This window comes from Rhodococcus sp. IEGM 1408 (genome assembly GCF_033142235.1).
Classification (GTDB): domain Bacteria; phylum Actinomycetota; class Actinomycetes; order Mycobacteriales; family Mycobacteriaceae; genus Dietzia.
Genome location: NZ_JAWLRW010000001.1, coordinates 169247 through 195237 on the forward strand (window position 1 = coordinate 169247; position 25991 = coordinate 195237).

General features: G+C 69.9%; 24 protein-coding genes. 13 read left to right on the top strand and 11 right to left on the bottom strand.

All coding sequences use genetic code 11. The annotated features are described in order from the left end of the window. Window positions 1-69: 69 nt before the first annotated feature. The 3 genes from R4P08_RS00805 to R4P08_RS00815 all read right to left on the bottom strand — a co-directional run bounded on the left by R4P08_RS00805 (window position 70) and on the right by R4P08_RS00815 (window position 2262). A complete protein-coding gene (locus tag R4P08_RS00805) occupies window positions 70-1032 on the bottom strand; it encodes an NADPH:quinone oxidoreductase family protein (protein ID WP_317811848.1) in 963 nt (320 codons plus the stop codon). A 47-nt stretch (window positions 1033-1079) separates the two neighbouring features. After that, window positions 1080-1517, bottom strand: a complete 438-nt coding sequence (locus R4P08_RS00810) for a hypothetical protein (RefSeq protein WP_317811849.1) — start codon at window positions 1515-1517, stop codon at window positions 1080-1082. 82 nt (window positions 1518-1599) lie between these two features. Beyond that, window positions 1600-2262 carry an NAD(P)H-binding protein gene (locus R4P08_RS00815; protein WP_317811850.1) on the bottom strand — a complete coding sequence of 221 codons (663 nt, stop codon included), beginning with the start codon at window positions 2260-2262 and terminating at the stop codon, window positions 1600-1602. 296 nt (window positions 2263-2558) lie between these two features. On the opposite strand from R4P08_RS00815, the gene R4P08_RS00820 reads away from it, so the two are divergent. Next, complete coding sequence (locus R4P08_RS00820) at window positions 2559-3821, top strand: Ig-like domain-containing protein (protein ID WP_317811851.1); 1263 nt, start codon at window positions 2559-2561, stop codon at window positions 3819-3821. 34 nt (window positions 3822-3855) lie between these two features. On the opposite strand, the gene R4P08_RS00825 is transcribed toward R4P08_RS00820, so the two are convergent. Continuing rightward, window positions 3856-5331 carry an oligopeptide:H+ symporter gene (locus R4P08_RS00825; RefSeq protein ID WP_317811852.1) on the bottom strand — a complete coding sequence of 492 codons (1476 nt, stop codon included), beginning with the start codon at window positions 5329-5331 and terminating at the stop codon, window positions 3856-3858. Window positions 5332-5562: 231 nt separating this feature from the next. On the opposite strand from R4P08_RS00825, the gene R4P08_RS00830 reads away from it, so the two are divergent. Then, entirely contained in the window at window positions 5563-6921 is a 1359-nt protein-coding gene (locus tag R4P08_RS00830; protein ID WP_317811853.1) for a hemolysin family protein, read from the top strand. 98 nt (window positions 6922-7019) lie between these two features. Beyond that, entirely contained in the window at window positions 7020-8075 is a 1056-nt protein-coding gene (locus R4P08_RS00835) for a hemolysin family protein (RefSeq protein ID WP_317812234.1), read from the top strand. A 48-nt stretch (window positions 8076-8123) separates the two neighbouring features. On the opposite strand, the gene R4P08_RS00840 is transcribed toward R4P08_RS00835, so the two are convergent. Next, window positions 8124-8648, bottom strand: a complete 525-nt coding sequence (locus R4P08_RS00840) for a DUF4112 domain-containing protein (protein WP_317811854.1) — start codon at window positions 8646-8648, stop codon at window positions 8124-8126. 102 nt (window positions 8649-8750) lie between these two features. Here R4P08_RS00840 and R4P08_RS00845 point away from each other — a divergent pair, with 102 nt between their 5' ends. From R4P08_RS00845 to R4P08_RS00855, 3 genes are read left to right on the top strand one after another with little or no spacing between them, the layout of a single operon-like run. Beyond that, complete coding sequence (locus tag R4P08_RS00845; protein WP_317811855.1) at window positions 8751-10631, top strand: penicillin-binding transpeptidase domain-containing protein; 1881 nt, start codon at window positions 8751-8753, stop codon at window positions 10629-10631. An 18-nt stretch (window positions 10632-10649) separates the two neighbouring features. Beyond that, entirely contained in the window at window positions 10650-11561 is a 912-nt protein-coding gene (locus R4P08_RS00850; protein WP_317811856.1) for an SDR family NAD(P)-dependent oxidoreductase, read from the top strand. Between the two features lie 10 nt (window positions 11562-11571). Beyond that, complete coding sequence (locus R4P08_RS00855) at window positions 11572-13464, top strand: acyl-CoA dehydrogenase (protein WP_317811857.1); 1893 nt, start codon at window positions 11572-11574, stop codon at window positions 13462-13464. Window positions 13465-13576: 112 nt separating this feature from the next. On the opposite strand, the gene R4P08_RS00860 is transcribed toward R4P08_RS00855, so the two are convergent. Continuing rightward, window positions 13577-14248 carry a fasciclin domain-containing protein gene (locus tag R4P08_RS00860; RefSeq protein WP_317811858.1) on the bottom strand — a complete coding sequence of 224 codons (672 nt, stop codon included), beginning with the start codon at window positions 14246-14248 and terminating at the stop codon, window positions 13577-13579. 143 nt (window positions 14249-14391) lie between these two features. On the opposite strand from R4P08_RS00860, the gene R4P08_RS00865 reads away from it, so the two are divergent. From R4P08_RS00865 to R4P08_RS00875, 3 genes are all read left to right on the top strand, one after another. Next, entirely contained in the window at window positions 14392-15978 is a 1587-nt protein-coding gene (locus tag R4P08_RS00865) for a molybdopterin-dependent oxidoreductase (protein ID WP_317811859.1), read from the top strand. Window positions 15979-16055: 77 nt separating this feature from the next. Then, window positions 16056-16637 carry an ECF RNA polymerase sigma factor SigK gene (sigK, locus tag R4P08_RS00870; protein ID WP_317811860.1) on the top strand — a complete coding sequence of 194 codons (582 nt, stop codon included), beginning with the start codon at window positions 16056-16058 and terminating at the stop codon, window positions 16635-16637. Beyond that, window positions 16634-17503 carry an anti-sigma factor gene (locus R4P08_RS00875; protein WP_317811861.1) on the top strand — a complete coding sequence of 290 codons (870 nt, stop codon included), beginning with the start codon at window positions 16634-16636 and terminating at the stop codon, window positions 17501-17503. Before sigK ends, R4P08_RS00875 begins: the two co-directional genes overlap by 4 nt. Window positions 17504-17546: 43 nt before the next feature. Here R4P08_RS00875 and R4P08_RS00880 read toward each other — a convergent pair whose 3' ends face one another. From R4P08_RS00880 to R4P08_RS00890, 3 genes are read right to left on the bottom strand one after another with little or no spacing between them, the layout of a single operon-like run. Further along, window positions 17547-18839, bottom strand: coding sequence for a class I SAM-dependent methyltransferase (locus R4P08_RS00880; protein WP_317811862.1), 1293 nt, complete (start codon window positions 18837-18839; stop codon window positions 17547-17549). Between the two features lie 29 nt (window positions 18840-18868). After that, window positions 18869-20341 carry an FAD-binding oxidoreductase gene (locus R4P08_RS00885; RefSeq protein WP_317811863.1) on the bottom strand — a complete coding sequence of 491 codons (1473 nt, stop codon included), beginning with the start codon at window positions 20339-20341 and terminating at the stop codon, window positions 18869-18871. Between the two features lie 10 nt (window positions 20342-20351). Beyond that, window positions 20352-21335, bottom strand: coding sequence for a sterol desaturase family protein (locus R4P08_RS00890; RefSeq protein WP_317812235.1), 984 nt, complete (start codon window positions 21333-21335; stop codon window positions 20352-20354). A gap of 111 nt (window positions 21336-21446) precedes the next feature. On the opposite strand from R4P08_RS00890, the gene R4P08_RS00895 reads away from it, so the two are divergent. Further along, entirely contained in the window at window positions 21447-21983 is a 537-nt protein-coding gene (locus tag R4P08_RS00895) for a DUF732 domain-containing protein (RefSeq protein ID WP_317811864.1), read from the top strand. An 80-nt stretch (window positions 21984-22063) separates the two neighbouring features. Here R4P08_RS00895 and R4P08_RS00900 read toward each other — a convergent pair whose 3' ends face one another. Then, window positions 22064-23230, bottom strand: coding sequence for a patatin-like phospholipase family protein (locus R4P08_RS00900; RefSeq protein WP_317811865.1), 1167 nt, complete (start codon window positions 23228-23230; stop codon window positions 22064-22066). Between the two features lie 183 nt (window positions 23231-23413). Between R4P08_RS00900 and R4P08_RS00905 the strand changes: the two genes are divergently transcribed. Further along, window positions 23414-24058, top strand: coding sequence for a DUF4262 domain-containing protein (locus R4P08_RS00905; RefSeq protein WP_317811866.1), 645 nt, complete (start codon window positions 23414-23416; stop codon window positions 24056-24058). Between the two features lie 38 nt (window positions 24059-24096). Beyond that, window positions 24097-24867, top strand: coding sequence for a type I 3-dehydroquinate dehydratase (aroD, locus tag R4P08_RS00910; RefSeq protein WP_317811867.1), 771 nt, complete (start codon window positions 24097-24099; stop codon window positions 24865-24867). 25 nt (window positions 24868-24892) lie between these two features. On the opposite strand, the gene R4P08_RS00915 is transcribed toward aroD, so the two are convergent. Then, window positions 24893-25333 carry an SRPBCC family protein gene (locus R4P08_RS00915; RefSeq protein WP_317811868.1) on the bottom strand — a complete coding sequence of 147 codons (441 nt, stop codon included), beginning with the start codon at window positions 25331-25333 and terminating at the stop codon, window positions 24893-24895. A gap of 47 nt (window positions 25334-25380) precedes the next feature. Between R4P08_RS00915 and R4P08_RS00920 the strand changes: the two genes are divergently transcribed. Continuing rightward, window positions 25381-25965 (top strand): DUF1697 domain-containing protein, encoded by a 585-nt coding sequence (locus R4P08_RS00920; RefSeq protein WP_317811869.1) that lies wholly within the window; start codon window positions 25381-25383, stop codon window positions 25963-25965. Window positions 25966-25991: the final 26 nt, after the last annotated feature.

Sequence of the window (25991 nt, forward strand, 5' to 3'; positions counted from 1 at the left end):
CGCACGCATCAGCCGAGCAGATATGTGCGAAAGGCTCTTCTCGACGGGTCCGGGAGACAGGTCCCGCCGTCAGCGGGTGGTGAGGACGATCTTGCCCACGGCCCCGCGATCGTCCATGAGCTGCAGCGCCCGGGACGCCTCCTCGAGCGGGAACTCGATGCCGACGATCGGGTCGAGCTTGCCGGCGGCGAGCAGCGGCTCGACCGCGGCCCACTGCTCCTGCAGGTAACCCGGGTTGGACATCCAGTACTCGCCCCAGCCCACCCCGATCGCGCTCTTGTTGCCGAGCAGTAGGCGGTTGACCTTGACCGTGGGGATCTCGCCGGCGGTGAACCCGATCACCAGGATCCGCCCCTCCTGGCCCAGGGAGCGGATGGAGTCGGTGAAGCGGTCGCCGCCCACGGGGTCGACGACGATGTCGACACCCTCTCCACCCGTGAGCTCCTTGACCACGTCCTTGAAGCCCTCCGGCGCGATGGCGTCGGACGCACCGGCCTTCAGGGCCAGTGCACGCTTCTCATCGGTGGAGGCCACCGCGATGACGCGGGCCCCCGAGGCGACGGCGAACTGGGTGGCGGCGATCCCGATGCCGCCGCCCGCGCCGTGCACGAGGACGGTCTCCCCCGGCTGCAGGCGGCCGCGGTGAGCCAGCGCGAAGTGGACGGTCAGCACGTTCATGGGGATGGACGCGCCCTGGGCGAAGCTCATGGAATCGGGGAGAGGGAAGACGACGGACGGGTCGGCGGAGACCACCTCGGCGAATCCGCCCAGGCCGGGGAACGCACAGACGCGGTCACCGGCGGCGAAACCCGAGCCCGCGGGTGCCGAACGCACCACGCCTGCGACCTCGGAACCCGGGACGAAGGGCAGCGGCGGCGAGATCTGATACTTCCCGCGGGTCTGCAGCACCTCGGGGAAGGTCACGCCCGAGGCGTGGACATCGATGACGACGGCGCCCGGCTCCGGCTCGGGGAGATCGACCACCTCGAGGGCGGAGGGTCCGTCATGGCTTGAGATCTGAATGGCTCGCATGCGATCCATAGTGTCAGCCACTCAGCTGAGCAGTGCTGCTCTGCTACTCAATTCCACTCGGCGCGCTCGGTATCGCGCCGGAATCTCCGACGACGGAGGAGGTGCAGGACCAACCCGAAGGCCACCACGACCTGCCCCACCTGGAAGGCCAGTGCCATCGCGATGAACTCCCGGCCGAACGCCGGGGGCAACACCAGCAGCAGCGCGCAGATGATGAGCAGGGCCACCGAGAGGATCTGTCCCCCGGCGATGTAGCGACGCGGGTTGGTGGTGAGTTGACGCCTGAAGAGCAGCGACATCGCGTTGAGCGCCACCAACAGACACACCGGCACGCCGATCTGCGCCGGGAACAGGAACAGCACCACGAACAGCGGGTGCGAGCTGAGGATGACGGTCCCGGTGTGCAGGTATTGCGGGACGCTCCAGAGGGCGGTGAGAAGCGCGCAGCACACGGTGACCCAGGAGCCACCCACCAGGATCTTCACTTGTGGAGGATAACCCCGGGCCCCCGGCGCCGCTGAGGTGCTCACCGCGAGCCCCGCGATCGCGCGCGGGATCCCCCGCGGGTCACTCTCTGGTGAGGGCTTCGCCGATCGGGGTGTCGCCGTCGGAGAACCCGATGGTGCGACCGACCGTGTCCGGGCGGCGGAGAACCGCGGCCACCACTGCAGCCACCACGTCGCGGCTGGTGGCGCGGTCCTCGCGCTTGTCACCGCCCACTCCGATCGACTCGCCGCCGGGCTCGTCGGTCAGCATTCCCGGCCCGAGGATGGTCCACTGCAGCTCGGACGCGCGCAGGTGCTCGTCCGCGGCGGCCTTGGCCTGGGCGTAAGGGTAGAACGAGTCATCCTCGGGCACACCGTGGTCGGGCCCGGCGCCGTCGTAGGAGACCATGACGTAGCGCTCGATCCCCTCCTGGACAGAGGCGTCGATCGACCGGATCGCGGCGTCGCGATCCACCGCGTAGGTGCGGTCGGCGCTCCCGCCGCCGGCACCTGCGGCGAACACCACTGAACCGCTGCCGCGCAGCACCTCACGGAGGCCCTCGACGTCCAGGGTCTCGATGTCGGCGACCACCGGGTTCGCGCCCGCCGCCCGGATGTCGTCGGCTTGGTCGGGGTTGCGGATCACCGAGTACACCTCCGCACCGGCCTCCGAGAGGATCTTGGCAGCACGGAGGGCGACCTTGCCGTGGCCCCCGATGATGGTTACTGGACGGTCGATACTCATGGCCTCCGTTGTACCCTTCCGATCCGATCCGTGGGGACACCAGTTCAGCGCTGGCAGACAAGGGTGCGGCCTGCGAACTCCTCTCGGCGATCACCCTCCGGCGGCGTCAGACCACGGGACATGAGACGCCGGTCACACCCCGCTCCCCCTCCGGGGGCCTCGCTGGTCACAAATCTCTAACGACACGCCGAGGGGCCGCGGTTCGATTCGTTGCCTGTCGGACCCCGTGGGCATCATGGGGCCATCAGCCGGTGTTCGCCGGTCGCCCCACATCTCGTTTCGTCTCGGAGTCCCGCATGTCCCTGTCCAGGTCCGGAACCTCGGCGCGCTCGGCGGCGCTGGTCCCACTCGTTCTTCTCGCCGGACTACTCGCGCTCCTGCTGGTCGCCACCGGCTGCACCATCCCCGTTCCGTCCGGTTCGGCGGGCGAGACCACCCCGGTTTCCGCGCCCTCGGAGGCTCCGGCTCCGGCCACTCTCCAGGTCACCCCTGCCGACGGAGCCACGGAGGTCCCCGTGGTCGACGGCGTCCGGGCCGCCGTGGAGAACGGAGTCATCACCGACGTCGTCCTCACGAATGACGCCGGTAAGGAGATCGAGGGCGAGCTGTCCAGGGACGGTTCGTCCTGGGAGCCCGCGGTCACGCTCGGCTACGGACGCACGTACACACTGGCCGTCACCTATTCCGGCGAGGCGGGTGGGCCGAAGACCGACGAGCGCTCGTTCACGATGGCCGATCCGCAGGCCATCGTCACGCCCAGCCTGGTCTCCTCCGGCGGGGGCGCGTTGGAGTCGGGCCGTGAGTACGGGGTCGGCATCATCGTGGCCGCCAAGTTCGACCAACCCGTGACCGACCGCGACGCCGTCGAGAAGTACATGTCGGTCACCACGGAGCCCGCCGTGGAGGGCAACTGGTTCTGGCTCAACGACTCCACCGCGCACTGGCGTCCGCAGGACTACTACGAGACCGGCACGAAGGTCCGGGTGGAACTGGACACCGAGGGTAGGAATCTCGGCGGGGGTCAGTGGGGCGGAGACGACGCCGAGGTCGACTTCACGATCGGCGACCGCCGTATGGCCATCGCGGACGACGCCACCAAGACGGTCTCGGTGTTCCACAACCAGGAGTTGGTCAAGACCATGCCCACGTCGATGGGCAAAGGCGGGTACGCCACGTACAACGGCGTGGACATGCACTTCTGGACCCAGTCGGGCACCTACACGGTCCTCGACAAGGCGAGCTCGGTCCTCATGGACTCCTCGACCTATGGTCTGCCGCTGTCCTCCGGCTACCGGGTGACGGTCGCCGACGCCGTCCGGATCTCCAACGACGGCATCTACTTCCACGCCCTGGCCTCCACGGTGTGGGCGCAGGGGAACACCAACACCTCGCACGGTTGCCTGAACCTGTCGCCCGAGGACGCAGCCTGGTACTTCGAACAGGCCGTGGCCGGTGACGTCGTGGAGGTCCGCGGCACCGGTGGGCCCGAACTCGAGGTCTGGCAGAACGGTGACTGGTCGGTGCCGTGGAGCACCTGGCAGCAGGGCTCCGCAAACTAGGACACGCGGACCAGCAGAACGGCGACCGGGAGGGTCAGCGCACGCCCAGCATCCGCTTCCTGATCCACGGCGCGAGGAGCGCCATGACCACCGCCACGACGATCGAGGCGATGCCGAGGATCAGGAAGTAGGAGCGCTCGGCGCCGGCGTCGTCGGGGTTGTAGTACCCCGCGAGCACGCCGGACAGCGCGCTCCCGATGGAGACGGTGAGGAAGAACAGCGCCACCATCTGGGTCTTGAACGCCTCCGGGGCGAGCTTGGTGGCCAGCGACTGCCCGACGGGCGAGAGCAGCAGTTCCGCCATGGTGAACAGGAACAAGATGCCCACGATCCCTAGCAGCGGGGTGGCCGTGCTGCCCACGAAGAGCAGGAACACCAGGTAGGCCACGCCCATGATGAGGTTGGCCAGCGCGAATTTCATCGGGGTCGAGGGCTGGCGGTTACCGAGCTTGACCCACATCGCGGCGAAGACGGCCGCGAAGATGATGATGAACAGCGGGTTGATGGACTGCACCCAGCTCGCGGGCATCTCCCAGCCGCCGAGGTTCCGGTCCAGACGCTGGTCCGAGTAGATCGCGATCACGGTGAACTGCTGCTGGAACAGTGCCCAGAAGGCGACGGACGCGACGAACATCGGGATGAACGAGATCACCCGGCTGCGCTCGTCAGCCTGGGTCTTGGGGCTCCCGATGAGGATCGCGAACAGGGCGATCGCGCCGATGACCGCGACACCGGTGACGATGTTCGCCAGGGACTCCAGCGGGACCAGCCCGGTGACGAACGCCGCCACCACCAGAACGACCACCACGACGCCGACGGCCAGGTAGCGCACGCGCTGCGGGCGGGGCAGCGGGTCGGGCGCGGCCGCGCCGATGCCCCTGAGGGTGGATCCGCGCATCAACACGTACTGGAGGAGCCCCACGGCCATACCTGCGGCAGCGGCGCCGAAGCCCCAGTGGAAGCCGTGTGATTTCCACAGCGCGCCCGTGATGAGCGGACCGAGGAGTCCGCCGATGTTGACCGCCATGTAGTAGATCGAGAACGCGGCGTCCCGCCGGTCGTCGGCCCGGCGGTACATGTCGCCGACGACGGTGGAGGTGGTGGCCTTGAGGGTTCCGGCGCCCACGCCGACGAATACCAGGCCGAGCCCCAGGCCGACCGCGCCCGGCACGAGCGCCAGCGACAGGTGCCCCAGCATGATCATCACCGCGGCGCCGAAGAGCGTGCGCTCCGCGCCGAACAGGCGGTCGGAGACCCAGCCGCCGAGGATCGCCGAGGCGTAGACCAGGCCGCCGTACGCGCCGACGATCGAGGTGGCGATCTGCTCGGAGTAGCCGAGTCCGCCGTCGCCGACCGCGTAATAGATGTAGTACGCCAGCAGGCCCTGCATGCCGTAGAAGCTGAAGCGCTCCCACAGCTCGATCCCGGACAGGTTGGCCAGGCCGAGGGGGTGGCCGAAGAACCTGCGGTCCGTATCGGCGAGCGCGACCTCGGTGTCACGAGTTGTCATGTCAGACAGTGATACTCCGGTGCAATCGGATCCGACAACTCCGCCCCTCGCCCACCGCCGAACCGGGGTGGGAGTCGACAATCCGCGCGTCGGGCGGGAGAATGGGCAAGTCAGCCCGGGCACCGGACCCGGACCACACACCCCCGACGCACGCGCAGGAGCACCTCCAGTGAGCCGAGCCGATACACCGGCCCGATCTATCAGCCCCCTTCTCGGAAGGGGGTACACCGGATGAGCATCGTGCTCTCGCTGTTGATCGGCGTGGTCGTGGTCCTCGCGATCACCGCGCTCACGGGTTACTTCGTGGCCCAGGAGTTCGCCTTCATGGCGGTCGACCGCTCCCGGATGGGGGCCGCCGCCGAGAGGGGCGACCCGTCCGCGGCGCGCGTCCTCGGCGTCACCAAACGCACGTCCTTCATGTTGTCGGGCGCCCAGCTCGGCATCACCGTCACCACACTCATCGTGGGTTACGTGGCCGAACCCCTCATCGGGCGCTCGCTCGGCGAACTGCTCGGGCTGGCGTCCGTGCCGCAGGCTGTCGGCGTGGGTGTCGGCACGGTCCTGGCGCTACTGTTCTCGACGGTCGTGCAGATGATCTTCGGCGAGCTGGTGCCCAAGAACCTCGCCATCGCCAAACCCGAGCCGGTCGCCCGCTGGCTGGCCCGCTCCACCACGATCTACCTCGGGCTGTTCGGCTGGCTGATCGGCCTGTTCGACAAGTCCTCCGAGGCCCTGCTCAAGGCCGTCGGCATTGAGCCCGTCCACGACAAGGAACACTCCGCCACCGCCCGGGACCTCGAGCACATCGTGGCCGAGTCCAGCGAGACCGGCGAGTTGTCCCCTGAGCTCAGCAGACTGCTGGACCGGATGCTCGACTTCCCCGGGCAACCCGCCGAGCACGCCATGATCCCCAGGTCACGCACCGACGTCGTCCGGGCTGTCGACACCGTTGACGAGGTCTTGTCGAAGATGGCCACCGGCCACACCCGCTACCCGGTCGTCGGCGAGGACTCGGACGACGTGATCGGCATCGTGGACCTCCACGACCTGCTCATGGTGTGCGACGACGAGGGCGCCGATCTCACACCGGTGTCCACCCTGATGCGCGCGCCGATCGTCGTGCCCACGTCCCTCCATCTGCCCGAGGTGGCCAACCGTCTGAGCGCCGAGCGCGCGGAGATGGCGGTGGTCGTGGACGAGTACGGCGGCTTCGCAGGAGTCGTGACCATGGAGGACATGGCAGAGGAGATCGTCGGTGAGATCGCCGACGAGCACGACCCCCAGCTCGCCGTGGGCACCCCGGTCAGCGAGGGCCTGGGCTGGCTCCTCACCGGCGACACGCACCTCGACGAGGTCGAGCGGCTGCTGGACATCACCCTCCCCGAGGTGGACGCCGAGACGCTCGGCGGGCTCGTGATCGAGACCACCGGCGACCTCCCCGAGGTCGGGGACCGGATCGACATCCCCCTTCCCGACACTGACGTGCTCGAGGAGCTGTCCGCCGACCGGGTCTTGAGAACCGAGGTACGCCGGATCGAACGCCGGGTGCCCGCCGAGCTGCACGTCGTGGTCGAGGAGGCCGCGCGATGATCCCCAACCCGATCGAGACCGGAATCGCGGAGACCACCGACATCTACACCGCCGCCGTCCACACCACGCTGCTCGCCGCCGAGGCCCAGGGGGGCCTGATGAGCAACCCGTTGTTCGTCGTGGCCGCGACGATCCTGCTCATCTCGGCGTCCGCCTTCTTCGTGGCGGTCGAGTTCTCCCTCATCTCCGCGCGGCGCCACCGCCTCGAGGACGCGGCGGCCTCGAGCGCGGCGGCCCGGGCCGCCCTGCGGAACGCGTCCGATCTCACGCTCCTGTTGGCGGGCTCCCAGCTCGGCATCACGCTGTGCGCCCTGGCGCTCGGCTCCGTCACCAAGCCCGCCATTCACCACTGGCTCACCCCGCTGTTCGCGGGCATGGGGTTGCCCTACTGGACCGCCGACGTCATCGCCTTCGTCCTGGCGCTGCTCATCGTCACGTTCCTGCACCTGGTCGTGGGCGAGATGGCGCCCAAGTCGTGGTCCATCACGCACCCGGAGTACTCGGCCACACTGTTGGCCATACCGATGCGCGGCTTCCTCTGGCTCACCCGCCCCCTGCTCGTGACGCTCAACTCCATGGCCAACCGGATCCTGCACCGACTCGGTGTGGAGACCCGCGACGAGGTGGCCGCTGGCCAGGATGCCGACTCCCTGCGTGAGCTCGTCCGCTACTCGGGCGAGGCCGGCACCCTCGACAACAGCCACCAACGCCAACTGCTCAGCGCGTTGGAGCTCCAGGAGCTCACCGTGGGCGACCTGCTGGGTGAGCGCGGCGTGGACGCGCCCGCCACCCCGGAGGAGATGTCCTCGGTCCCCGTCGACGCCACCCCGGAGGAGATCCGCGACACGGCCCGCCGCACCGGACACCTGCGTCTGCTCGTGCTCGAGGGCGACGACGCGGTGGGCGTGGTGCACGCCCGGGACTCGATCGACGTGGCGGCCACCGCCACGGCTCGCGAACTCATGCGGCCGAGCCTGTCCCTCGAACACGACCTCTCGGTCGCGGAGGCGTTCCGCAGGATGCGCGAGGCCCGGGCCCACCTCGTCGTCGTCGAACAATCCGGCGACTTCCCGGGCACCCACACCTCCGAGGTCCGCGGCGTCCTCACGCTCGACGACGTGGTCCGGCGGCTACTCCCGGTGACCTTGACGTAGGACGCGGGGCGCGGGGCGCGGGGCGCGCGACGTTGCGCGCAGGCCGGATCAGAACAGGCCGATGACCTTGAGCAGGCCCCAGAGGGCGAGCCCCGCCATGCCGATCAGGATGAGCAGCATGAGCCCGACCGCGCCCACCGCCCGGGCGAGGTAACCGCGGGCGTCGGTGTCGACGCGCTTGCCCTCGGCGATCGTGCGGTCCACCAGTCGCAGGTTCTTGGACGTGGCCTTGTGCGCGATGTCCGCCACGTCGCCGACGAACGGGATCACGCCCAGCACCGCGTCCACCAGGTAGTTCCACCCCATCCGGAAGAGGATGTGGACCGGGACCCGGTTGCGGATCGCCTCGGCGAGGACCGCCGCGGCCACGATGGTCCCGACGGCGTCGCCGACGACGGGCACGAACCCGATCACCGGATCAAGGCCCACCCGGTATCGGGTGCCCGGGATCCGCACGAGGTCGTCCAGGAAGTGGGCGAGCCCGGAGGTGACGGGCGAGGCACCGGTGCCCGCCGCCGGGACGTGTCCGGGCGTGCGCGACGTGGGAGCCTGGTCGGGCTGGCGGGCGGTCATGGCGACCGAGCCTACGTGCCCCGCGGCGCCCCCTTCCCTCTTCGCCCGCGTCGGCCGGCCCGGCGCAGTGCACCCGACCTCGGATTCTGGTTTCGTGGAGTCATGACCCCCTCGCCGCACCGCCGCCGGTATCCCGATAGTGCCCGCCGCCGGTTCCTGCCCACGGCCGGTCTCCTCGCCGCCGCCGTGACCGTGGCGTTGGCGGGCAACGGTTGTGCGGCGCTGACCGGCGACACCGGTGCCGACGAGCTCCAGCAGTTCGTGGACGAGATGGCGCGGGGCGACATCGCGGGTGCCGCGGCACTGACGACCGACCCGGCCGCCGCGGAGGAGCAGATCAACGCCAACCGCACCACACTCGCCGGGAGCATCTCCACTGCGAGCACCACCGGTAGCGACCGGCGGCCCGACAAGGACCCCGTCCCGCTCGAGATCAGGTGGACCCTGCCGCCCGCCACGCAATCCCCTGCGGAGGAGAGCCCCCCGCGCACCGTCATCACCACCGGCGAGGTGCGCACGACCAAGATCGGCGAGGACTGGAAGGTCGCGTGGGCGCCGACCGTCCTCGACACCCGACTCCAGCCCAGCGGTCAGCTGAAGTTCGTCGAGAACCTGGACTGGGACACCGACATCCTGGACCGGACCGGGGCCTCGCTGTTCCAGTGGACACCGGTGACGGGCGTGGCGCTGGCCCCGGAAGCGGTCGGCAGCGCCGACGCTGTCGCGGCCCTGGTGAGCGGCGCCGAACCGGCCATCACCGGTCAGAGCATCCGCGACGGCATGGCCGAGCTCGGCGACCAGACCTATACAGTCGTGTCCCTACGCCCTGCGGACATCGCTCCGATACGCGAGCAGCTTGCCGCGATCCCCGGCGTGACGCTGCCCGAGTCCGGGAGGCTCGTCCAGACCGATCGTTCCCTGCGCTCACCTGCCCTGACAGAGCTGGAGGGCGTATGGATCGACGCCCTCCGAGAGAAGGGCGGCTGGTCGGCGACCATCGACAATCCCGGGGCGGAGCCGATCAGGCTGGGCGGCGCCCCGATGGAGGAGGTCGACGACCTGGTCTCCACCCTCCAACCGTCCATCCAGGCGGAGGCCCAACGGGCGGTCGATGCCTCCGGTCTCGCGGCCTCGATCGTCGCGATCCAACCGTCGACCGGTGGGGTCCTGGCGGTCGCCCAGAACTCGGCCGCCGACCAGCAGGGACCGGTCTCGCTGCAGGGGCTGTTCCCGCCCGGCTCGACTTTCAAGACGGTCACCACGGCCGCCGCCCTGGACGCGAGGGTCGTGGGCCCGGAGGAGATCGTCCCGTGCCCGGCGTCGATCACCGTGTCGGGGCGGACCATCCCCAACGACAGCGATTTCGCGCTCGGTCCCGTCCCGCTGGAGACCGCCTTCGCCCGGTCGTGCAACACCAGCCAGGCCGTGATCAGCGACCGGCTGGCGCCCGAGGCGATGCGGGACACCGCGGCCTCGCTCGGCCTGGGCGTGGACTTCACCACCCCGGGACTGACCACCATCACCGGGCAGGTGCCGGTCACCGAGCAGGGCCCGGCGCGGGTGGAGGCGGCGATCGGGCAGGGCGAGGTGCTGGCCAGCCCGTTCGGCATGGCCGTCCTGGAGGCCTCGCTCGCGAACGGCGGCCGGATGATCCTGCCGTCGGTGATCGCCGGCATGCCCGCGGTCGCCGACCAGTACCCGGAGCCGCTGCCGCCGAGCGTCGTCGACACCGTGCGCCGCTACATGGAACAGACCGTGCGGTCGGGCACCGCCACCGCCGCGTCGTCGATCCCCGGACTGGGCGGCAAGACCGGGACCGCCGAGGTCGGTTCCGGGCCGGCCCACGGCTGGTTTGTGGGCTCGACCGGGGACATCGCCCTGGCCGTCCTCATCGAGGGGGCAGACTCGTCGGGACCGGCCGTGACCATGGCGGCCGACTTCCTCAGGGGCGCCGGGCAACCCGTCCCGCTCCCGGCGCGGTGAGCCGGTAGGTTTCGTTCCATGCGCCTGCCCAGCATCTCCCTGCCCTCTGTGTCACTGCGCGATCTCCCCGTTCCCGGCCTGGACCGCCTGCCGTTCGTCTCATCCCCTCCCCGAGGCGACACCAACCGTCGCGTCCTGGTGACGGGCGGGGCCTCCGGCCTGGGCCTGGCCCTGGCCACCGCGTTCCTCGAGCGCGGCGACCGCGTGATCGTCGCCGACCTCGCCCCCACGGACGCGCGCCCCTCGACCGTACCGTCCGATGCCCTCTACCTCCGGCTCGACGTGCGCTCCGAGGACGAGTGGGCGGCCGCGCGGGAAGAGGTCGAGCAGCTCTGGGGTGGCATCGACGTCGTCGTCAACAACGCCGGCATCGCGCAGGGCGGCCGCATCGAGCTCCTCACGGAGGCGGACTGGCAGCTCATCATCGACATCAACCTCCTGGGCGTGGTCCGCGGCTGCCGCACCTTCGTCCCGATGCTCAAGGAGCAGGGCCACGGGTACATCGTCAACACCGCCTCGCTCGCCGGGCTGGTGCACCCGCCCACCATGTCGTCCTATACAGCTGTCAAGGCGGGGGTCGTGGCGGTCTCCGAGAGCCTGCGCTGGGAGCTGGCCCCGTTCGGGATCGATGTCTCGGTGATCTGCCCGTCGTTCTTCCGCACCAACCTGGCCTCGAGCCTCAACGTGTCCGACCCGGCCGCGAGCGGTTTCGCGGGCAAGCTCATCGACCGCTCCGAGCGCGGGGCGGACGAGATCGCGGCCGAGGTGATCACCGCGATCGACGCCAAGCAGTTCCTCATCCTCCCCGACCCGGAAGCCCGCAAGTCCTACCGCGGCAAGCGCTTCCTGCCCGCGGCCTACGCCAAGACCATGACCGACATGGGACGGAAGTTCGCGCGCGCGACCAGCGGTTCCGGCGCCCGCGAGTAGCCTGCGGGGCATGAGCCCGCGCCCCTCCACAGCCTCATCTCACACCGCCCCATCTCACACGCCCCTGCCCTCCACCGCCCGCCCTTCCACCGCCCGCCCCTCGACACTGCTGTCGCGCGCCGACCTGGACTTCCTCCTCCACGACTGGCTCCGCGTCTCCGAGCTGTGCGGGAGGGAGCGGTACTCGGACCATTCGCGCGAGACCATCGACGCCGTGGTGTCGCTCTCGGCCGAGCTCGCCGAGAAGTACTTCGCGCCCCACAACCGCAAGGCCGACCTCAACGAGCCCAGGCTCGTGGGCGAGGAGGTGGAGCTCATCCCGGAGATCGGTGAGGCGCTCGCGCGCTTCGCCGAGGCCGACCTGGTGGGCGCCGCCATGGACGCGCGGGTCGGCGGGATGCAACTGCCGTACACCGCCTACCTGGCGTGCATGGCGTGGTTCTACGCCGCCAACGTCTCCACCGCCGCGTACCCGCTGTTGACCACCGGCAACGCCAACCTGCTCCTCGCGCACGGCTCGGACGAGCAGATCGAGCGGTACGTCAAACCGATGGTCGAGGGCCGGTTCTCCGGCACCATGTGCCTGTCCGAGCCGCAGGCCGGGTCGAACCTGGCCGACATCACCACCCGCGCCGAGCCGCAGCCTGACGGCACCTACCGGCTGTTCGGGCAGAAGATGTGGATCTCGGGCGGCGAGCATCAGATGAGCGAGAACATCATCCACCTGGTGCTGGCCAAGGTCCCCGGTTCACCGGCGGGCACCCGCGGCATCAGCCTGTTCGTGGTGCCCAAGTTCCTGGTCGAGGACGACGGCTCGGTGGGCGAGCGCAACGACATCGTCATCACCGGCCTCAACCACAAGATGGGCTTCCGGGGCACGGTCAACACCATGCCCACGCTCGGCCAGGGCATGCACACCCCCGGCGGCCGGCCGGGCGCGGTCGGCTATCTGGTGGGCGAGGAGAACACCGGCCTCAGGAAGATGTTCACCATGATGAACGAGGCCCGCCTCGGCGTGGGCCTGGGCGCCACGGCGCTCGGGTACACCGGCTACCTCAAGTCATTGGACTACGCCCGGAACCGGCCACAGGGCCGCCCCGCGGGCGCGGATCCGTCGTCGCCGCAGGTCATGCTCACCGGACACACGGACGTGCGGCGGATGTTGCTGGCCCAGAAGTCGTATGTGGAGGGCGCGCTGGCGCTGGGGTTGTACTGCGCGAGACTTGTCGACGACGAGAAGACCGGTTCCCCGGAGGAATCCGCAGCCGCCACGACGCTCCTGAACGTGCTCACCCCGATCGCCAAATCCTGGCCGTCGCAGTGGTGCCTCAAGGCCAACGAGCTGGCGGTGCAGGTGCTGGGCGGGGCCGGGTACACGATCGACTACGACGTCGAGCAGCACTACCGCGACAACCGCCTCAACCCGATCCACGAGGGCACCCACGGGATCCAGGGCCAGGACCTGCTGGGACGCAAGGTCCTCGCCGGCGGCGGCGCCGGGCTGGCCGCGCTCAGCGAGCGCATCACCGCCACCTGTGACCGGGCGGCGGAGGTCGGTGGACCGGCCCGGGGGTTCGCGGCGCTGTTGCGGCCCCGCGTGACGCGTCTGATCGAGGTGACCACGGCCCTGGCCGGGGTGGGCTCAGTCGATCCCGCGGCCTTCCTCGCCGACGCCACCGAGTACCTCGAGGCCGCCGGCCACATCGTGATCGCGTGGATCTGGCTGGAGCAGGTGCTGGCGCTGGGCGGGCGCGTCGATGACGACTCGGATGCCTTCGCCGCCGGGAAACGGCAGGCCGCGGCGTACTTCCTGCGACGCGAACTCCCCGTCGTCGACGCCAAGTTCGATGTGTTGGCCGCCGGGGACCGCACGACGTTGGACATGCGCGAGGACTGGTTCTGAGGGCTGTTATCGCCGACACCAGAAGGGCCGGGTCGCCGCTCGCGCGGCGACCCGGGCCTTCAGTGATCTGAACGGGTGGGAGGTCAGGGCCTCCCGGGGGGGTTCAGCGGTCCTACTCGGCGGGGACCAGCACCTGGTCGATCAGGTAGACGGTCGCGTTGGCCGTCTCGACGCCGCCACAGATCACGTTGGCACCGTTGACCTTGAGCTCGTCGCCGGAACCGGTGACATCCACGTCCGCGCCGTTCAGCGTGGTCTGCATGCCCTCGATCTCGTCAGGGGTGATCTGCCCCTCGACCACGTGATAGGTCAGGATGCTGGTGAGCAGGTCCGCGTCGGTCTTGAGCGTCTCCATCGTCGCGGCGTCGACCTTCGCGAACGCGTCGTCGACCGGCGCGAAGACGGTGTACTCGCCGTTGTTGAGGGTGTCGACCAGGTCGACGTCCGGGTTGACCCCGCCCGAGAGGGCCTGGACGAGGGTGCCGAGCAGCGGGTTGCCGGAGGCGGCGGTGGCGACCGGCTCCTGAGCCATGCCCTCAACCGAGCCGGGACCCTCCGGGTTGGCCTCGGCGTAGTCGGCACAGCCGGGACCCACGAGCATGCCGGCAGGCTCTGCAGCCATAGAGGAGGTCGCGGACGAGGACATCGCCGAGGACGTGGTGGCGGCGGTCGTGCCCTCGGCCTCGTTCGAGGCGTCGTCGGTGGAGCAGCCTGCGAGGACGAGCCCGCTGACCGCGGCAGCCGCGGCGATCGATGCCATGCGGCGGGAGATCGTGATGCCCATTTTCTTGGTCCTTTCGGTGGAGCCCCGTGTGCTGGGTCTCGTGTACTGGGTCACAGGTACTTCGCCACCGCCGCCGGGGCGGATGGGTGGGGTGGCGAATTCATCCCCGCCGTCCGGTGGCCTGCTCGCTCCGAATCCTTGATGTGAACCAAACACAGCACCGACCCCGCGGGACGGCCCGGCTCGTCGCGGGACTCCTCGCCACCGGCGTCACCCTCGCGGTGGGGCACGCGGTCGCCGGGTTCGTCGCCCCCGGGTCGTCGCCCTTCCTCGCGGTGGCCGACTCGGTGGTCGATCGTGTCCCCGCGCCCGTCCGCGAGGTCACCATCGATGCACTCGGCACCGCCGACAAACCCGCACTACTGATCGGCCTAGCCGCGATCCTCCTGCTGGCCGGCGCGATCGTCGGGTTACTCGAGCGCCCCCGTCGCCCCGCCGGTTCGCTCGTGTTGGTCGTCCTGGCGCTCATCGGTGTTCTCGCGGCGGCGACGAGGCCGTCCGCCGGTCCCGCATGGGTATTGCCGACCCTCCTCGGAGCGCTCGCCGGCGTGGTGGCGCTGCGACTGATGGTGGGGGCGCTGTTCGCCGACGGTGCCCCGGCCTCCGCTCCCGGGGCCGCGTCCACTGCAGCGGCGCCCGCGACACATCCGGGACCTGATCGTCGTCGATTCCTGGTGCTGGCGGGTTCGGCCGTCGCCGTCATCGCCGCGGCGGGGGTGACCGGGGTCGCGCTCACCCGGCGAGCAGCGGACGTTGTCGCCGAGCGCGCAGGGCTGCGACTTCCGCGGGTGCTGAGCGGCAACGCGGCCGCGCCGATTCCGGCCGAGGTCGTGCCCGACGCCCCCGGGGTGACGTCGTTCCTCACCCGGAACGAGGAGTTCTACCGTATCGACACCGCGCTCCGGGTCCCCGCCCTGACGACGACCGACTGGCGCCTCCGGATCCACGGGCTGGTGGAGCGGGAGATCGAACTCGACTGGCAGTCACTGATGAGCAGGGAGACACAGGAGCGGATCGTCACTCTGACGTGCGTGTCCAACGAAGTCGGCGGCGATCTGGCCGGGACCGCGACCTGGATCGGTTTCCCGATCGCCGATCTGCTGGCCGAGGCCGGCATCCTGCCGGAGGCGGACATGCTGCTGTCGACGTCGGTGGACGGTTGGACAGCCGGGACCCCGCTCGACGCGCTGACGGACGGCCGCGATGCGCTGCTGGCCGTCGGGATGAACGGCGAACCCCTGCCCCTCGAGCACGGCTACCCGGTCAGGCAGGTCGTACCGGGCCTGTACGGCTACGTCTCGGCCACCAAGTGGGTGGTGGACTGGGAGGTGACCCGCTTCGACCGCGCCAGCGCCTACTGGACCGACCGGGGCTGGGCTGAGAAGGGGCCGATCCGCACCGCGAGTCGCATCGACCGGCCGGCGCCGCTGGCCGAGCTGACGCCCGGGCCGAACGTGGTGGCCGGTACCGCGTGGGCTCAGCACCGCGGGATCGAGCGAGTGGAGCTGAGGGTCGACGACGGGCCGTGGCAGGATGCCTCGCTCTCCGACGAGTACTCGATCGACACCTGGCGCATGTGGTCCTGGAGCTGGGACGCCCAGCCCGGCCTGCACACGCTGCACGTCCGCGCGACCGATTCGACGGGCGAGGTCCAGACCGAGACCCGACAGGCGCCGATCCCCGGGGGAGCCACCGGCTGGCATAACCGCACTTTCCGGGTGACGGCGTGATGACCGTCATCGACGCGATCCGCCCGGATACGCGCGCGGTGCATGTGCCGCACCCGCTTCGCACTAGAGTGACTCTCGTGTCTGAGCCCATCGCCTCGTCGTTGGCCGACCCGGGGCGTCTGCTCGAGCTCTCGGCGGCGGGCGACCTGGATGCCTTCGCTCGTTTCTACGACCTCATGTCGCCTCGCGTCCACGGTCTCGCGCTCCGGATCCTCCGCGATCCCGGTTATGCGGAGGAGACGGTGCAGGAGGTGTTCCTGCAGGTCTGGAAACAGGCCTCCGGGTACAGCCCCTCGCTCGGGTCAGTCCAGTCCTGGGTGCTGACGATCGCGCACCGCCGCGCGGTGGACCGGGTCCGGTCGGAGAGCTCTGCCACCCGTCGCGACGAGGCCGACGCCGCCACCGGGGTGAACCACCTCGGTGACATCGCCGAGCAGGTGACCGACCAGATCTCCCGGGATGAGGACGCCGCCGGCGTGCGGCGCTGCCTGGGAGAACTCACCGACAACCAACGCCAGTCCATCGAGATGGCGTACTTCACCGGGCTGACCTACCGCGAGGTCGCCGAGCAACTCGATGCCGCGCTACCCACGATCAAGTCCCGTATCCGCGACGGCCTGCGCCGTCTCAAGAGCTGCCTGGGAGGTGAGCTGTCATGAGCGTTGGTCACCACGACCATCCCGAGTCCCCGGACACGGTTCTCCCCGAGAACCTGGATCTCTACGCGCTCGACGCCCTGCCGGAGCAGGAGTCGGAGTCCGTCGAACAAGCCCTGGTGTCCGCGACCCCCGAGCAGCGGACCTCGATGCTCGCGCACATCAGATCCACGCGCGAGCTCGCCGCCGAACTGGTCGCGGTCGCCGATCTGGACGTGCGACCGCCGGCCGCGCTGCGCGCCCGCGTGCTCGACCTGGTCGCCGCAGCAGAGCCCCGTGGGTCCGGTGCCACCGGCACCCCTGCCGATGCCCGGCCGGGCGACGACCTGTCCGGGGGCGGCGGGACCGTCGTCGATCTGAGTGCGGCGCGGGACCGTCGGCGTCCCGGGATGATGACGTTCCTCGCCGCCGCGGCGGCCATCGCGCTCCTGGCCGCCGGCGTGACCATCGGCAGGTTGACCGATGGGGGTGCCGCGGAGGAGAACCTGCCCGTGGCTGCGCCGCCCGCCGCCACGATGCCCGAACAGGTCTCCTCTCTGCTCGCCGCCGAGGACCTCGAGGTGGCCCGCGGCCGGATCGGCGGGACCGGTAACGCGACGGTGCTGGCGTCTCAGGCTGCCGACATGGCGGTCATCTCGATGACCGGAATCCCGGAGCCCGCGAACGGCCGCGCGTACCAGCTCTGGCTGATGGGTCCGGATCACGATCCGATCCCGGCCGGGACCATGGAATCCGGTCAGGTGGGTCCGGCGCCGTCGGCTCAGCTCAGCGGCATCAGGGCGTCCACCCAGATTGGCATCACCGAGGAGCCCGCCGGCGGATCACCGGCGCCCACCGGCGAGGTCCTGCTCGCGATCGACCTCACCTGACCTGACCTCACCTGACCCCGTCCCGCCCATCAGGCGATAGCCCTCAGGCCCGCCACCACTGCCGCAGGGGCACGTCCCAGGTCATGGCGTCGTCCAGCCGCACGGCCAGGATCTGGTGGAGCTGGATCTTGTTGTGCTCGAAGCCGTACTGGCAGGCGCCCATGTAGAGCCCCCACAGCTTGGCCATGGGCTCGCCCACCTCGTCTACGGCCTCGTCCCAGTGCTCGACGAGGTTGGTGCACCAGTCCCGCAGCGTGAACGCGTAGTGCTGGCGGAGGTTCTCCTCGTGCACCACCTCGAACCCGGCGTTCTCGGCTTCCAGGTGCACGGTCCCCGCCCCGGCGAGTTCGCCGTCGGGGAAGATGTACCGGTCGATGAACGCCCCCGCCTTGACGGTGCGCGAGTTGTCGGGCCGGGTGATGCAGTGGTTGAGCAGCCGGCCACCCGGCGTGAGGTAGGTGTGCAGCCGGGTGAAGTAGGCGTGGTAGTTCTTACGGCCGATGTGCTCGGTGATCCCGATCGAGCTGATGGCGTCGAAGTCCCGCTCGGGCACGTCGCGGTAGTCCATCAGCCGTACCTCCGCGAGGTCGCCGAGTCCGTCGGCGGCGATCGCGGCCTGCCCCCACTCGACCTGCTCCTTGGACAGGGTCACGCCGATGACCTTCACGCCCCGGCTGGCGGCGTAGCGCACCATGCCGCCCCAGCCGCAGCCCACGTCCAGCAACCGGTCCCCGGCCTTGAGTCCGAGTTTGTCAAAGACCAGCCGGTACTTGTTCTCCTGCGCGGTCTCGAGCGTGTCCCCGGCGTCCGCGTAGCAGGCGCAGGTGTAGGTCATGGACGGCCCGAGGATCCACGAGTAGAAGAGGTTGGAGACATCGTAGTGATAGCTCACCACCTCCGAGTCCCGCTCCTTGGAGTGCCGGCGCATCCCGGTCATCACCCGGCGCCACGGTGGCGGGACCTCCTGCGCGGGGATCGGCGGCACCTTGAGGTTCTCCAGCCCCACCGAGCGGGCGATGCGCAGCATCGTGCGGGCGTCCGGCGTGCGGGTCATGGTCTTGCGGAACACCTCGAGGGCGCCGAACACGTCGCGCGGGGCGCCCGGGTGGACGCCGTCGACCTCGAGCTCGCCCATCAGGTACGCGCGGGCCAGTCCCAGGTCGCCGGGAGCGGTGACGAAGTACTGCAGCGCGCTCTGGCTCTTCAGGCGTAGCACTAGTTCGCTGTCCGCGGGGCCGACGGACGAGCCGTCGTATGCCTCGATCCGCAGGGGCGGCTCCCCCGTCGCGAAGGCGCGGATGATCTCGCCGATCGTCATCTTCCCCGTGCTGACCATGTTCCCCGTTGTCCCCCTGTTCTCTGTTGTCACCGTGCACCCACCGCCTTGTCGTAGAGGGTCGCGAACCGGCCCTGGGGATCGAAATGCGTCCGCAGCCGGCCCGCGTGCTCACCGCCGTAGAGCTGCGCGAACTCCTCGCGCGAGTAGAACACCTCCGAGTACAGCGACTTGTGGCCGCCGAGCCGGGAGACCTCCTCCTCGATGCGCCGGTTCCACGCCCCCTCGGCCGCGCCCGGCTCGATCGGCGCGGACGACCAGAACCCGATGTTGACGTACGTGGTCCCCGGGGCCAGCGGGTACAGCGGCCATGGCCGGTCGGAGGCCGGGTCGTCGTCCAGCCCGGGCGCGGGTGTGGACTCGCGCAGGCGCAGCGGACACACCCACAGCGGCTCGATGGGCACCTCCCGCAGGAACCACTCCAGGAACTCGGCGGTGTGGTCGATGGACACCTCGACGTCCTGCACGACCCGCTCGCGCGGCCCCTCACCCTTGAGCGCACCGATCTTGTTGCCCAGGTCGAAGCGGTGGTCGAGCCCGATGATCTTCCAATACGCCGACGACCGGAGCAGCCGCTGCGGCCACAGCCGGCGGATGCGCGGGTTCTGCACCCCGAACGCCCGCGAGCACCAGAACCAGTCGGTGTCCCAGCGCCACAGGTAGTCGCGGATGGTCAGCCGGTCGCGGACCACCGAACCGGCTGGCCCGCCGTGCTGGATCGAGCGGTAGAAGATCGCCTGCTTGTCCCGCAGTCCCGTGTAGTCCGAGACCGGCCCGGGCTCATCGGTCCGCCGGCCCAGACACAGGTAGGACTCGTCGGCGGTGAACACGACCCCGTCGAGGAAATCGACCACCTCGTCGTCGTAGACCTTCTCCTCGCTGATCCGCGCCAGCCCCTCCTCGAGCGCGGCGAGGGAGTCGAACCGGACGTGCCGCAGTTCCACGTAGCGCTTGACCGGTTCGAGCGCGATCCGCAGCCGCACCGCGTACCCCAGCGAGCCGTAGGAGTTGGGGAAGCCGCGGTAGAGCGCGCGCTCGCGGTCGGTGCCGTCGGGCCGGGCGGTGACGATCTCGCCGGTGCCGGTGAGCACGTCCATCTCCAGCACCGACTCGTGCGGCAGCCCCAGCCGGAACGAGCTGGACTCGATCCCCAGGCCGGTCACCGCGCCGCCGAGGGTGATGGTCTTGAGCTGCGGCACCACGTACGGCATCAGCCCGTACGGCAGGGTGGCGTCGACCAGGTCCTCGTACGTGCACATGCCCTGGACGTCGGCGGTGCGGGCGTCCGGATCCACGGAGACGACGCGCGTCAGGCCGGTGGTGTCCAGACCGGGCGACGACGACGAGGCGCGCGGCCGAAAGAGGTTGGACGTCTTCTTGGCCAGCCGGACCGGCTGACCGGCCGGTACGCGGCGGAAGCTCTCGACCAGTCGCCGCACGCCCTCCTCATGCTGGGCGTGACCCACGACGAGCGCTCCGGGCAGTCGGGCGGTTTTCCCCATACGCCCCACCCTAGTGCTGCCCGGGGGCCCCCAGGGTTGCTCCTGCGGGGGCAATCCCGGTTTCGGGGGCGGAGCGGCGGGCGGAGCGGCGGGCGGAGCCGCGGGCGGAGCGAGGGGCGGTCGGCCTCCATCCGGGCGGGCCGAACGCGTAGCCGAGGCGGTCGCGCCACGAGCGGGTGGAGCGGACGTCGCGCCAGATCGCCACGTACTCGTGCACCTGCAACCAGAAGGGATTATGGGAGGTCACGGGCACGGTCAGGCCGTAGCGGGGGCGATGCGTCTCGGACCGGAAGGTGCCGAAGAGGCGGTCCCAGATGATGAGGATCCCGCCATAGTTCCGGTCCAGGTACTCGGCGTCGGAGCCGTGGTGGACGCGGTGGTGGGACGGGGTGTTGAAGACGAACTCGATCGGGGCCGGGAGCCGCCCGACCCGCTCGGTGTGGACGAAGAACTGGTAGACCAGCGAGACCGAGAACCCGGTGAAGACCATCCACGGCGGCACTCCGAGGAGCGGCAGCGGGAGCCACGCCACGATCTCCCCCGAGTTGTTCCACTTCTGGCGCAACGCGGTGGCGAAGTTGTAGTACTCGCTCGAGTGGTGAGCCTGGTGGGTGGCCCAGATCAGGCGGATCCGGTGCGCCGAGCGGTGGTACCAGTAGTAGAGGAAGTCGGTGCCGACGATCGCCAGGACCCACGTGTACCAGGCGTTCGAGGGCAGGTGCCAGGGTGCGAGGTACACCCATACCGCGGCGTAGAGGGCCAGCCCGACCAGCTTGCCGGCGAGCCAGAACGCCTGCGAACTCGCGCCCATGAGCAGCGAGGTGACCGCGTCGCGCCGCTCGTAACTGCCCGGTTCACGGGCCTCGAGGACGCGCGCGGAGATCCACTCGATCGCCACGAACAGGACGAATACGGGGATGGCCACGAGCACCGGCTCGCGTAGCGGGTCGGCGAGCGAACCCAGCCCCCTGGCCAACGCCTCTGGATATCCCATCTCGATCACGTCTCGATTGTGACACTGCTCTCACCGACTCGGCTAAACGGTTCCGTCGACCGGCGCGTCCTCGTAGCGTTCCCGGCACACCGACCCCCGGGAGGACCTGACATGGCCGAGCACACCAACCGAGGAATGCACCGACGGCGTGCTGCCGCCGCGGCGTCCGGGCTCGCGGCGTTGGCGCTGATCCTGGGGGCCTGCGGCGAGGAGGGCACCGCAGAGAAAGCGGTCGGCGGCGCCACCAGCGCGGTGGGATCCGTGGCAACCCAGGCGACCTCCGCGGTCGGGGACGCGACCGGCGGCGACGGGGAAGGAGACACCGGCGCGACGACCGGTGAGCAGCCCGCTCCGGGCGGGAGCGCTGAGAACGGCGGCGGTGAGAACGGGAACCAGTCCCAGAACCCCGACCAGGAGTTCCTCGCCGACATCCGGCGCGTGGGGGTGGATGCTCAGGACGAGCAGGGCTACCTCACCCGGGGCCGCGACGCGTGCGCCTCACTCGACGGCGGGACGGGTTACGTCGACGTCCTCAAGCAGTACAACGACGCCCACTCCGAGGCTCCGGTGACGGAGGCCCCGGTGGTGGTGGCCTCTGCGATCAAGGCGTTCTGTTCACAGCACCTGCCGCAGATCGGCCAGAACTAGGGCGATGATCGGGGCAGCGGGGCAGGGCTGAGGGGGCAGAGAGGGCTGAGAGGGTTGAGAGGGTTGAGACGGCCCCGGGATCACAGCCCCTCCCGGTCCAGCGCTTCCGCGGTGAGCCGGCGCCCGAGTTCGATCATCTCCTCCGCCCGGTGGAAGTCGAATGCAGAACACGAGTCGGAGGGCACCTCCACGAGCACATCAGGCCTGTTCCCGGCCATCCGGTAACCGGTGAGGATGCTCTGCATGGCTTCGATCGACTGGGAGACGACGTCGAAGATCCGTAGCGTGCCCGGGAGCGTCTCCAGGCTCCGCTCCTCCGCCTGCGCCCCGGCTCGGACCTCCCGCTCGGCCTCCTCCACCGCCTCCGCGACCTCCGGTGACGGCTGGGTCGACCGGCTGGGGATCGTCGCGTCGATGAGGGCCGGATCGCCTTCACCGACTCCGGCGGTGGCGCCAGGGCTGTCCCCGGCGGGATCCTGACCCGCCGGGTCCTGACCTGCGGGGTCCTGACCGAAACGGGCCGCGACAAGCCGCACCAGGTCAGCGTCACGGACGTCGGCTGCCGCGGTCCGGATACGACCGGAGAGCCGGGCTGCGGTTCCCGCGGTGGCGGACCCGCCCTTCTTTGCGATCCTGGGATCCGCTTCCGCCGATGGCTCCTCGGGGTCCGAGCTCTCCTGGAACGTGGACCCGCGGATCCCGGCCCGTCTCCCGGTCAACGACACGGCGAGGACCAGATCGCTCTCGACCGAGGAGAGCGGCTCCAGCGGAACAGGGTTGGTCACTCCGCCGTCGATCATCAGACGGCCACCCACGATCGCAGGCGTGACCACGCTCGGGATCGCGAACGACGCCCGTACAGCGACGTCGGCCGGGCCGCGGGTGAACCACACCTCCCGGCGCGCTCGCAGGTCTGTCGCCACCGCGGTGTAGGGGATGGCCAGATCCTCGATCCGCACGTCGTCGAGCATCGCGCCGATCACGCCCATGATCCTGTTGGCACGGATCGCTCCCCCACCGGCAAACGAGACGTCGAGCAACCGCAGGACGTCCCGCTGGGTCAGGCCCCGCACCCATTGTTCGAACTGGTCCAACTTGCCGGCCGCGAGAAGCGAACCGACCACGGCGCCCATCGACGCCCCCGCGACCCCGACCACCTCATGGCCCCTGGACTCGAGTTCGCGGATCGCGCCGATGTGCGCATACCCGCGCGCCCCACCGGAACCTAGTGCCAATGCGACCCTCATCCGCTCCCCCTCATGCCACGTCATCCGCCAGATACCCCTGCCAGATCCACCCAGTGTGCCCCGCCCGCACCCGGTCACCGGCGGGACGTCGGCTTTCGTGTCGTAGGCGCGGCCTATCGTCTCCACCGTATCGAGCGCACGTTCGATACGGAACCACCCACACCCAGAATCTGAGGAGATCCCATGACCCACAACGTCGTCCCGTTCCGCGCCGGCCTGGCGAGCAACCGCCGTGCGGGCAACCGCCGTGCGGGCACCGCTCGTTCAGACACCACCCGTTCGAACACCGGCTTCGCCTACACCGGCCGCTCGAGCACCGGGCGGACCAGCAACGGCCGACCACTCAACCGGGCTGAACGGCGGGCCCGATCACGGCGCCCAGATCTGACCCCGGTGCGAGACCCCGAGATGGAACGCGTCGCCGCCAACATCGCGGACCACGGTCTACACCTGGTCCACGTGGGCGAGAGTTGCGACTGCCCGGACTGCCCCGAACCGCCGACCCCGACCGAGGAGCAGTTCGGTTACACGGTCGGTCTCACCGGGCACAACCATCCCGAGCTGCTGGTCCGTGGCCTGGGCGCGCGGGAGACCGCTGAGCTGTTGAACAGGTGGGGCGGCACCGTGCTGGCGGGCGACGCGTTCGAGGAGGGGCACCTGTTGTGCGAGGGCCCCGGCGCTGCCCGCTGGGAACTCATTCCCGTCGCGCGGCCCGCGCAGACTCTCGTGTGGGCGGCCCGCTACTTCGGCCGCGACCGACTCGGTCACCGGCCGGCCCTCGAACTGGTGCCCACCCAGCGGCCCTGTCGGTGCGCTGATTGCGACTGAGCTCGGCTACCCGCCCGGCGGCGTCGTAGGGTCGTACCATGCCCCGCCACCCGTTCGCGCTGGACGCGAGCTCGCCGTCGATCATCGTCCCGCTCACGGCGCACGATCTGCCGCAGCTGGAGGAACAGGTCGCAGCGCTGAGCTCCCGGGCAGCGGAAGTTGTGCATGACGCGGTGGAGTGGCGGGTCGACCTCTTCGCGCCTTTCATCGCCGGGGGCGGGAGCGATCCCGCCCCCGCGGTGTCGGCGCTACATCGCATCGCCGAACTGCTGCCTGAGACGCCGATCCTGGCGACCTTCCGCACGATCGCCGAGGGTGGGGGCGCGGACATCACCCCGGAGGCCTACCTCGGACTCATCGGTGCGCTCGCGTCCACCGGCCTGGCAGCGGCCATCGACGTGGAGTACCGGCACCCGCGCGCAGCGGAGGCGATCGATGTTGCGCACGCACATCACACCCCGGTGGTGGCGTCCAACCACGATTTCCACGGCACTCCGCCCGTCGAGGAGATCGTCGAGCGACTGGAGGCGATGGAACTTGCGGGGGCAGAGGTGGCAAAGATCGCGGTGACGCCCCGGACCCCGGCCGAGGTGCTGATCCTGCTCGACGCCACCGAGCGTCGGCACCGGACGTCGGGGATCCCGCTGATCACCATGTCGATGGGCGCCCTGGGCGCGGTCACCCGTATCTGCGGTGGAACGTTCGGGTCCGCAGCGACCTTCGCCACCGTCGGGTCGGCCTCGGCGCCCGGCCAACTGCCGGCCGCGGGGGTCCGCTCTGCGCTGGACCTGCTGCGGACGCGCGACTGATCGGTTCGGCAGGACCGCAGTCAGTTCAGCTCTGCCGGCGGAGGACCTCGTCCCGCAGCCCCTTGGTGGCCACGTCGGCGATGTGCTTCTGCGCCTTCTTGACCACCATGCCGGGGAGTTTGATCTTGAGGTCCACCTCGAGGTCAAAGACCACCTTGGTCGTGCCGTCACCGTTGTCGGTGAGCTCGTACCGGGCGTTCTGAACCTTCTGGGTCCCGCTCTCCACGAGCGACCAGCTCACCTCGCCGTCGTACCACTCGTACCGCACCACCATCTCGTCGGCGACGCCGTACTGGGAGATCTTCGACCACACGACGATCGGCCAGCCCTCGTCGTCGGCCTCCCGGATCTCCACCGCGCGGTGGGCGTCCGACCAGTCGACGAGCGAGCCGACGTCCGCCAGGACCTCCATGATCTCGGGGATGCCGGCCGGGATATCCGTCACGGATTGCACTGAGACTGCCATGGCCGGAAAGCTACCCCGCAGGGCTGCGCCGGGAGGAAGATCGGGCCATGAGCACGGAACCATCCGGCTACCGGACCGAACCCCAGCGGAAGGTAGTGCTGTTGCGCGGGATCAACGTGGGCAAGGCCGCCAGGATCGCGATGAGCGACCTGAAGGCCTGCACCGAATCCGTGGGCGGCGCCGACGTGAAGACCTTTCTGGCCTCCGGCAACGTGCTCGTCACCGACCCCAGGCCGGTCGCCGACCTCCGCGCGGTTCTCGAGGCCGCGTACGCGGACCGCTTCGGATACGACGCGGTGGTCCAGGTCCTCACCCGGGAGGACCTGGAGGCGGCAGTGCAGTCATACCCCTTTGACACGCTGGAGGAACACCACGACTACGTGGTGTTCTCCGACGACCCGGTGGTGACATCCCGGGTGTCCCACGCGATGCGGACGGGAATCGCCGACACCGGGGGCGCGAGCACCAGCACGGAGGCCGTAGCCGAGGGCCGGGGCTGCGTGTACTGGCGGGTGCCGCGTGGCTCGACGCTCGCCTCCGAGGCCTACAAGGTGCTCGACCGCCGGGAGAACAAGCGACACCTCACCACGAGAAACATCCTGACGTTGCGGAAGATGCTCGCCGCGGGCTGATCTCGCTCACGCTCACGGTCGTCGCT

Coding starts and splice junctions, on each gene's coding strand:
- R4P08_RS00825 (WP_317811852.1), bottom strand. CDS start 5,331: ATGACAACTCGTGACACCGAGGTCGCGCTCGCCGATACGGACCGCAGG.
- R4P08_RS00805 (WP_317811848.1), bottom strand. CDS start 1,032: ATGCGAGCCATTCAGATCTCAAGCCATGACGGACCCTCCGCCCTCGAG.
- R4P08_RS00845 (WP_317811855.1), top strand. CDS start 8,751: ATGACCCCCTCGCCGCACCGCCGCCGGTATCCCGATAGTGCCCGCCGC.
- R4P08_RS00915 (WP_317811868.1), bottom strand. CDS start 25,333: ATGGCAGTCTCAGTGCAATCCGTGACGGATATCCCGGCCGGCATCCCC.
- R4P08_RS00880 (WP_317811862.1), bottom strand. CDS start 18,839: ATGGTCAGCACGGGGAAGATGACGATCGGCGAGATCATCCGCGCCTTC.
- R4P08_RS00830 (WP_317811853.1), top strand. CDS start 5,563: ATGAGCATCGTGCTCTCGCTGTTGATCGGCGTGGTCGTGGTCCTCGCG.
- R4P08_RS00815 (WP_317811850.1), bottom strand. CDS start 2,262: ATGAGTATCGACCGTCCAGTAACCATCATCGGGGGCCACGGCAAGGTC.
- R4P08_RS00855 (WP_317811857.1), top strand. CDS start 11,572: ATGAGCCCGCGCCCCTCCACAGCCTCATCTCACACCGCCCCATCTCAC.
- R4P08_RS00875 (WP_317811861.1), top strand. CDS start 16,634: ATGAGCGTTGGTCACCACGACCATCCCGAGTCCCCGGACACGGTTCTC.
- R4P08_RS00850 (WP_317811856.1), top strand. CDS start 10,650: ATGCGCCTGCCCAGCATCTCCCTGCCCTCTGTGTCACTGCGCGATCTC.
- R4P08_RS00895 (WP_317811864.1), top strand. CDS start 21,447: ATGGCCGAGCACACCAACCGAGGAATGCACCGACGGCGTGCTGCCGCC.
- R4P08_RS00885 (WP_317811863.1), bottom strand. CDS start 20,341: ATGGGGAAAACCGCCCGACTGCCCGGAGCGCTCGTCGTGGGTCACGCC.
- R4P08_RS00900 (WP_317811865.1), bottom strand. CDS start 23,230: ATGAGGGTCGCATTGGCACTAGGTTCCGGTGGGGCGCGCGGGTATGCG.
- R4P08_RS00920 (WP_317811869.1), top strand. CDS start 25,381: ATGAGCACGGAACCATCCGGCTACCGGACCGAACCCCAGCGGAAGGTA.
- R4P08_RS00840 (WP_317811854.1), bottom strand. CDS start 8,648: ATGACCGCCCGCCAGCCCGACCAGGCTCCCACGTCGCGCACGCCCGGA.
- R4P08_RS00835 (WP_317812234.1), top strand. CDS start 7,020: ATGAGCAACCCGTTGTTCGTCGTGGCCGCGACGATCCTGCTCATCTCG.
- R4P08_RS00890 (WP_317812235.1), bottom strand. CDS start 21,335: ATGGGATATCCAGAGGCGTTGGCCAGGGGGCTGGGTTCGCTCGCCGAC.
- R4P08_RS00820 (WP_317811851.1), top strand. CDS start 2,559: ATGTCCCTGTCCAGGTCCGGAACCTCGGCGCGCTCGGCGGCGCTGGTC.
- R4P08_RS00860 (WP_317811858.1), bottom strand. CDS start 14,248: ATGGGCATCACGATCTCCCGCCGCATGGCATCGATCGCCGCGGCTGCC.
- aroD (WP_317811867.1), top strand. CDS start 24,097: ATGCCCCGCCACCCGTTCGCGCTGGACGCGAGCTCGCCGTCGATCATC.
- R4P08_RS00905 (WP_317811866.1), top strand. CDS start 23,414: ATGACCCACAACGTCGTCCCGTTCCGCGCCGGCCTGGCGAGCAACCGC.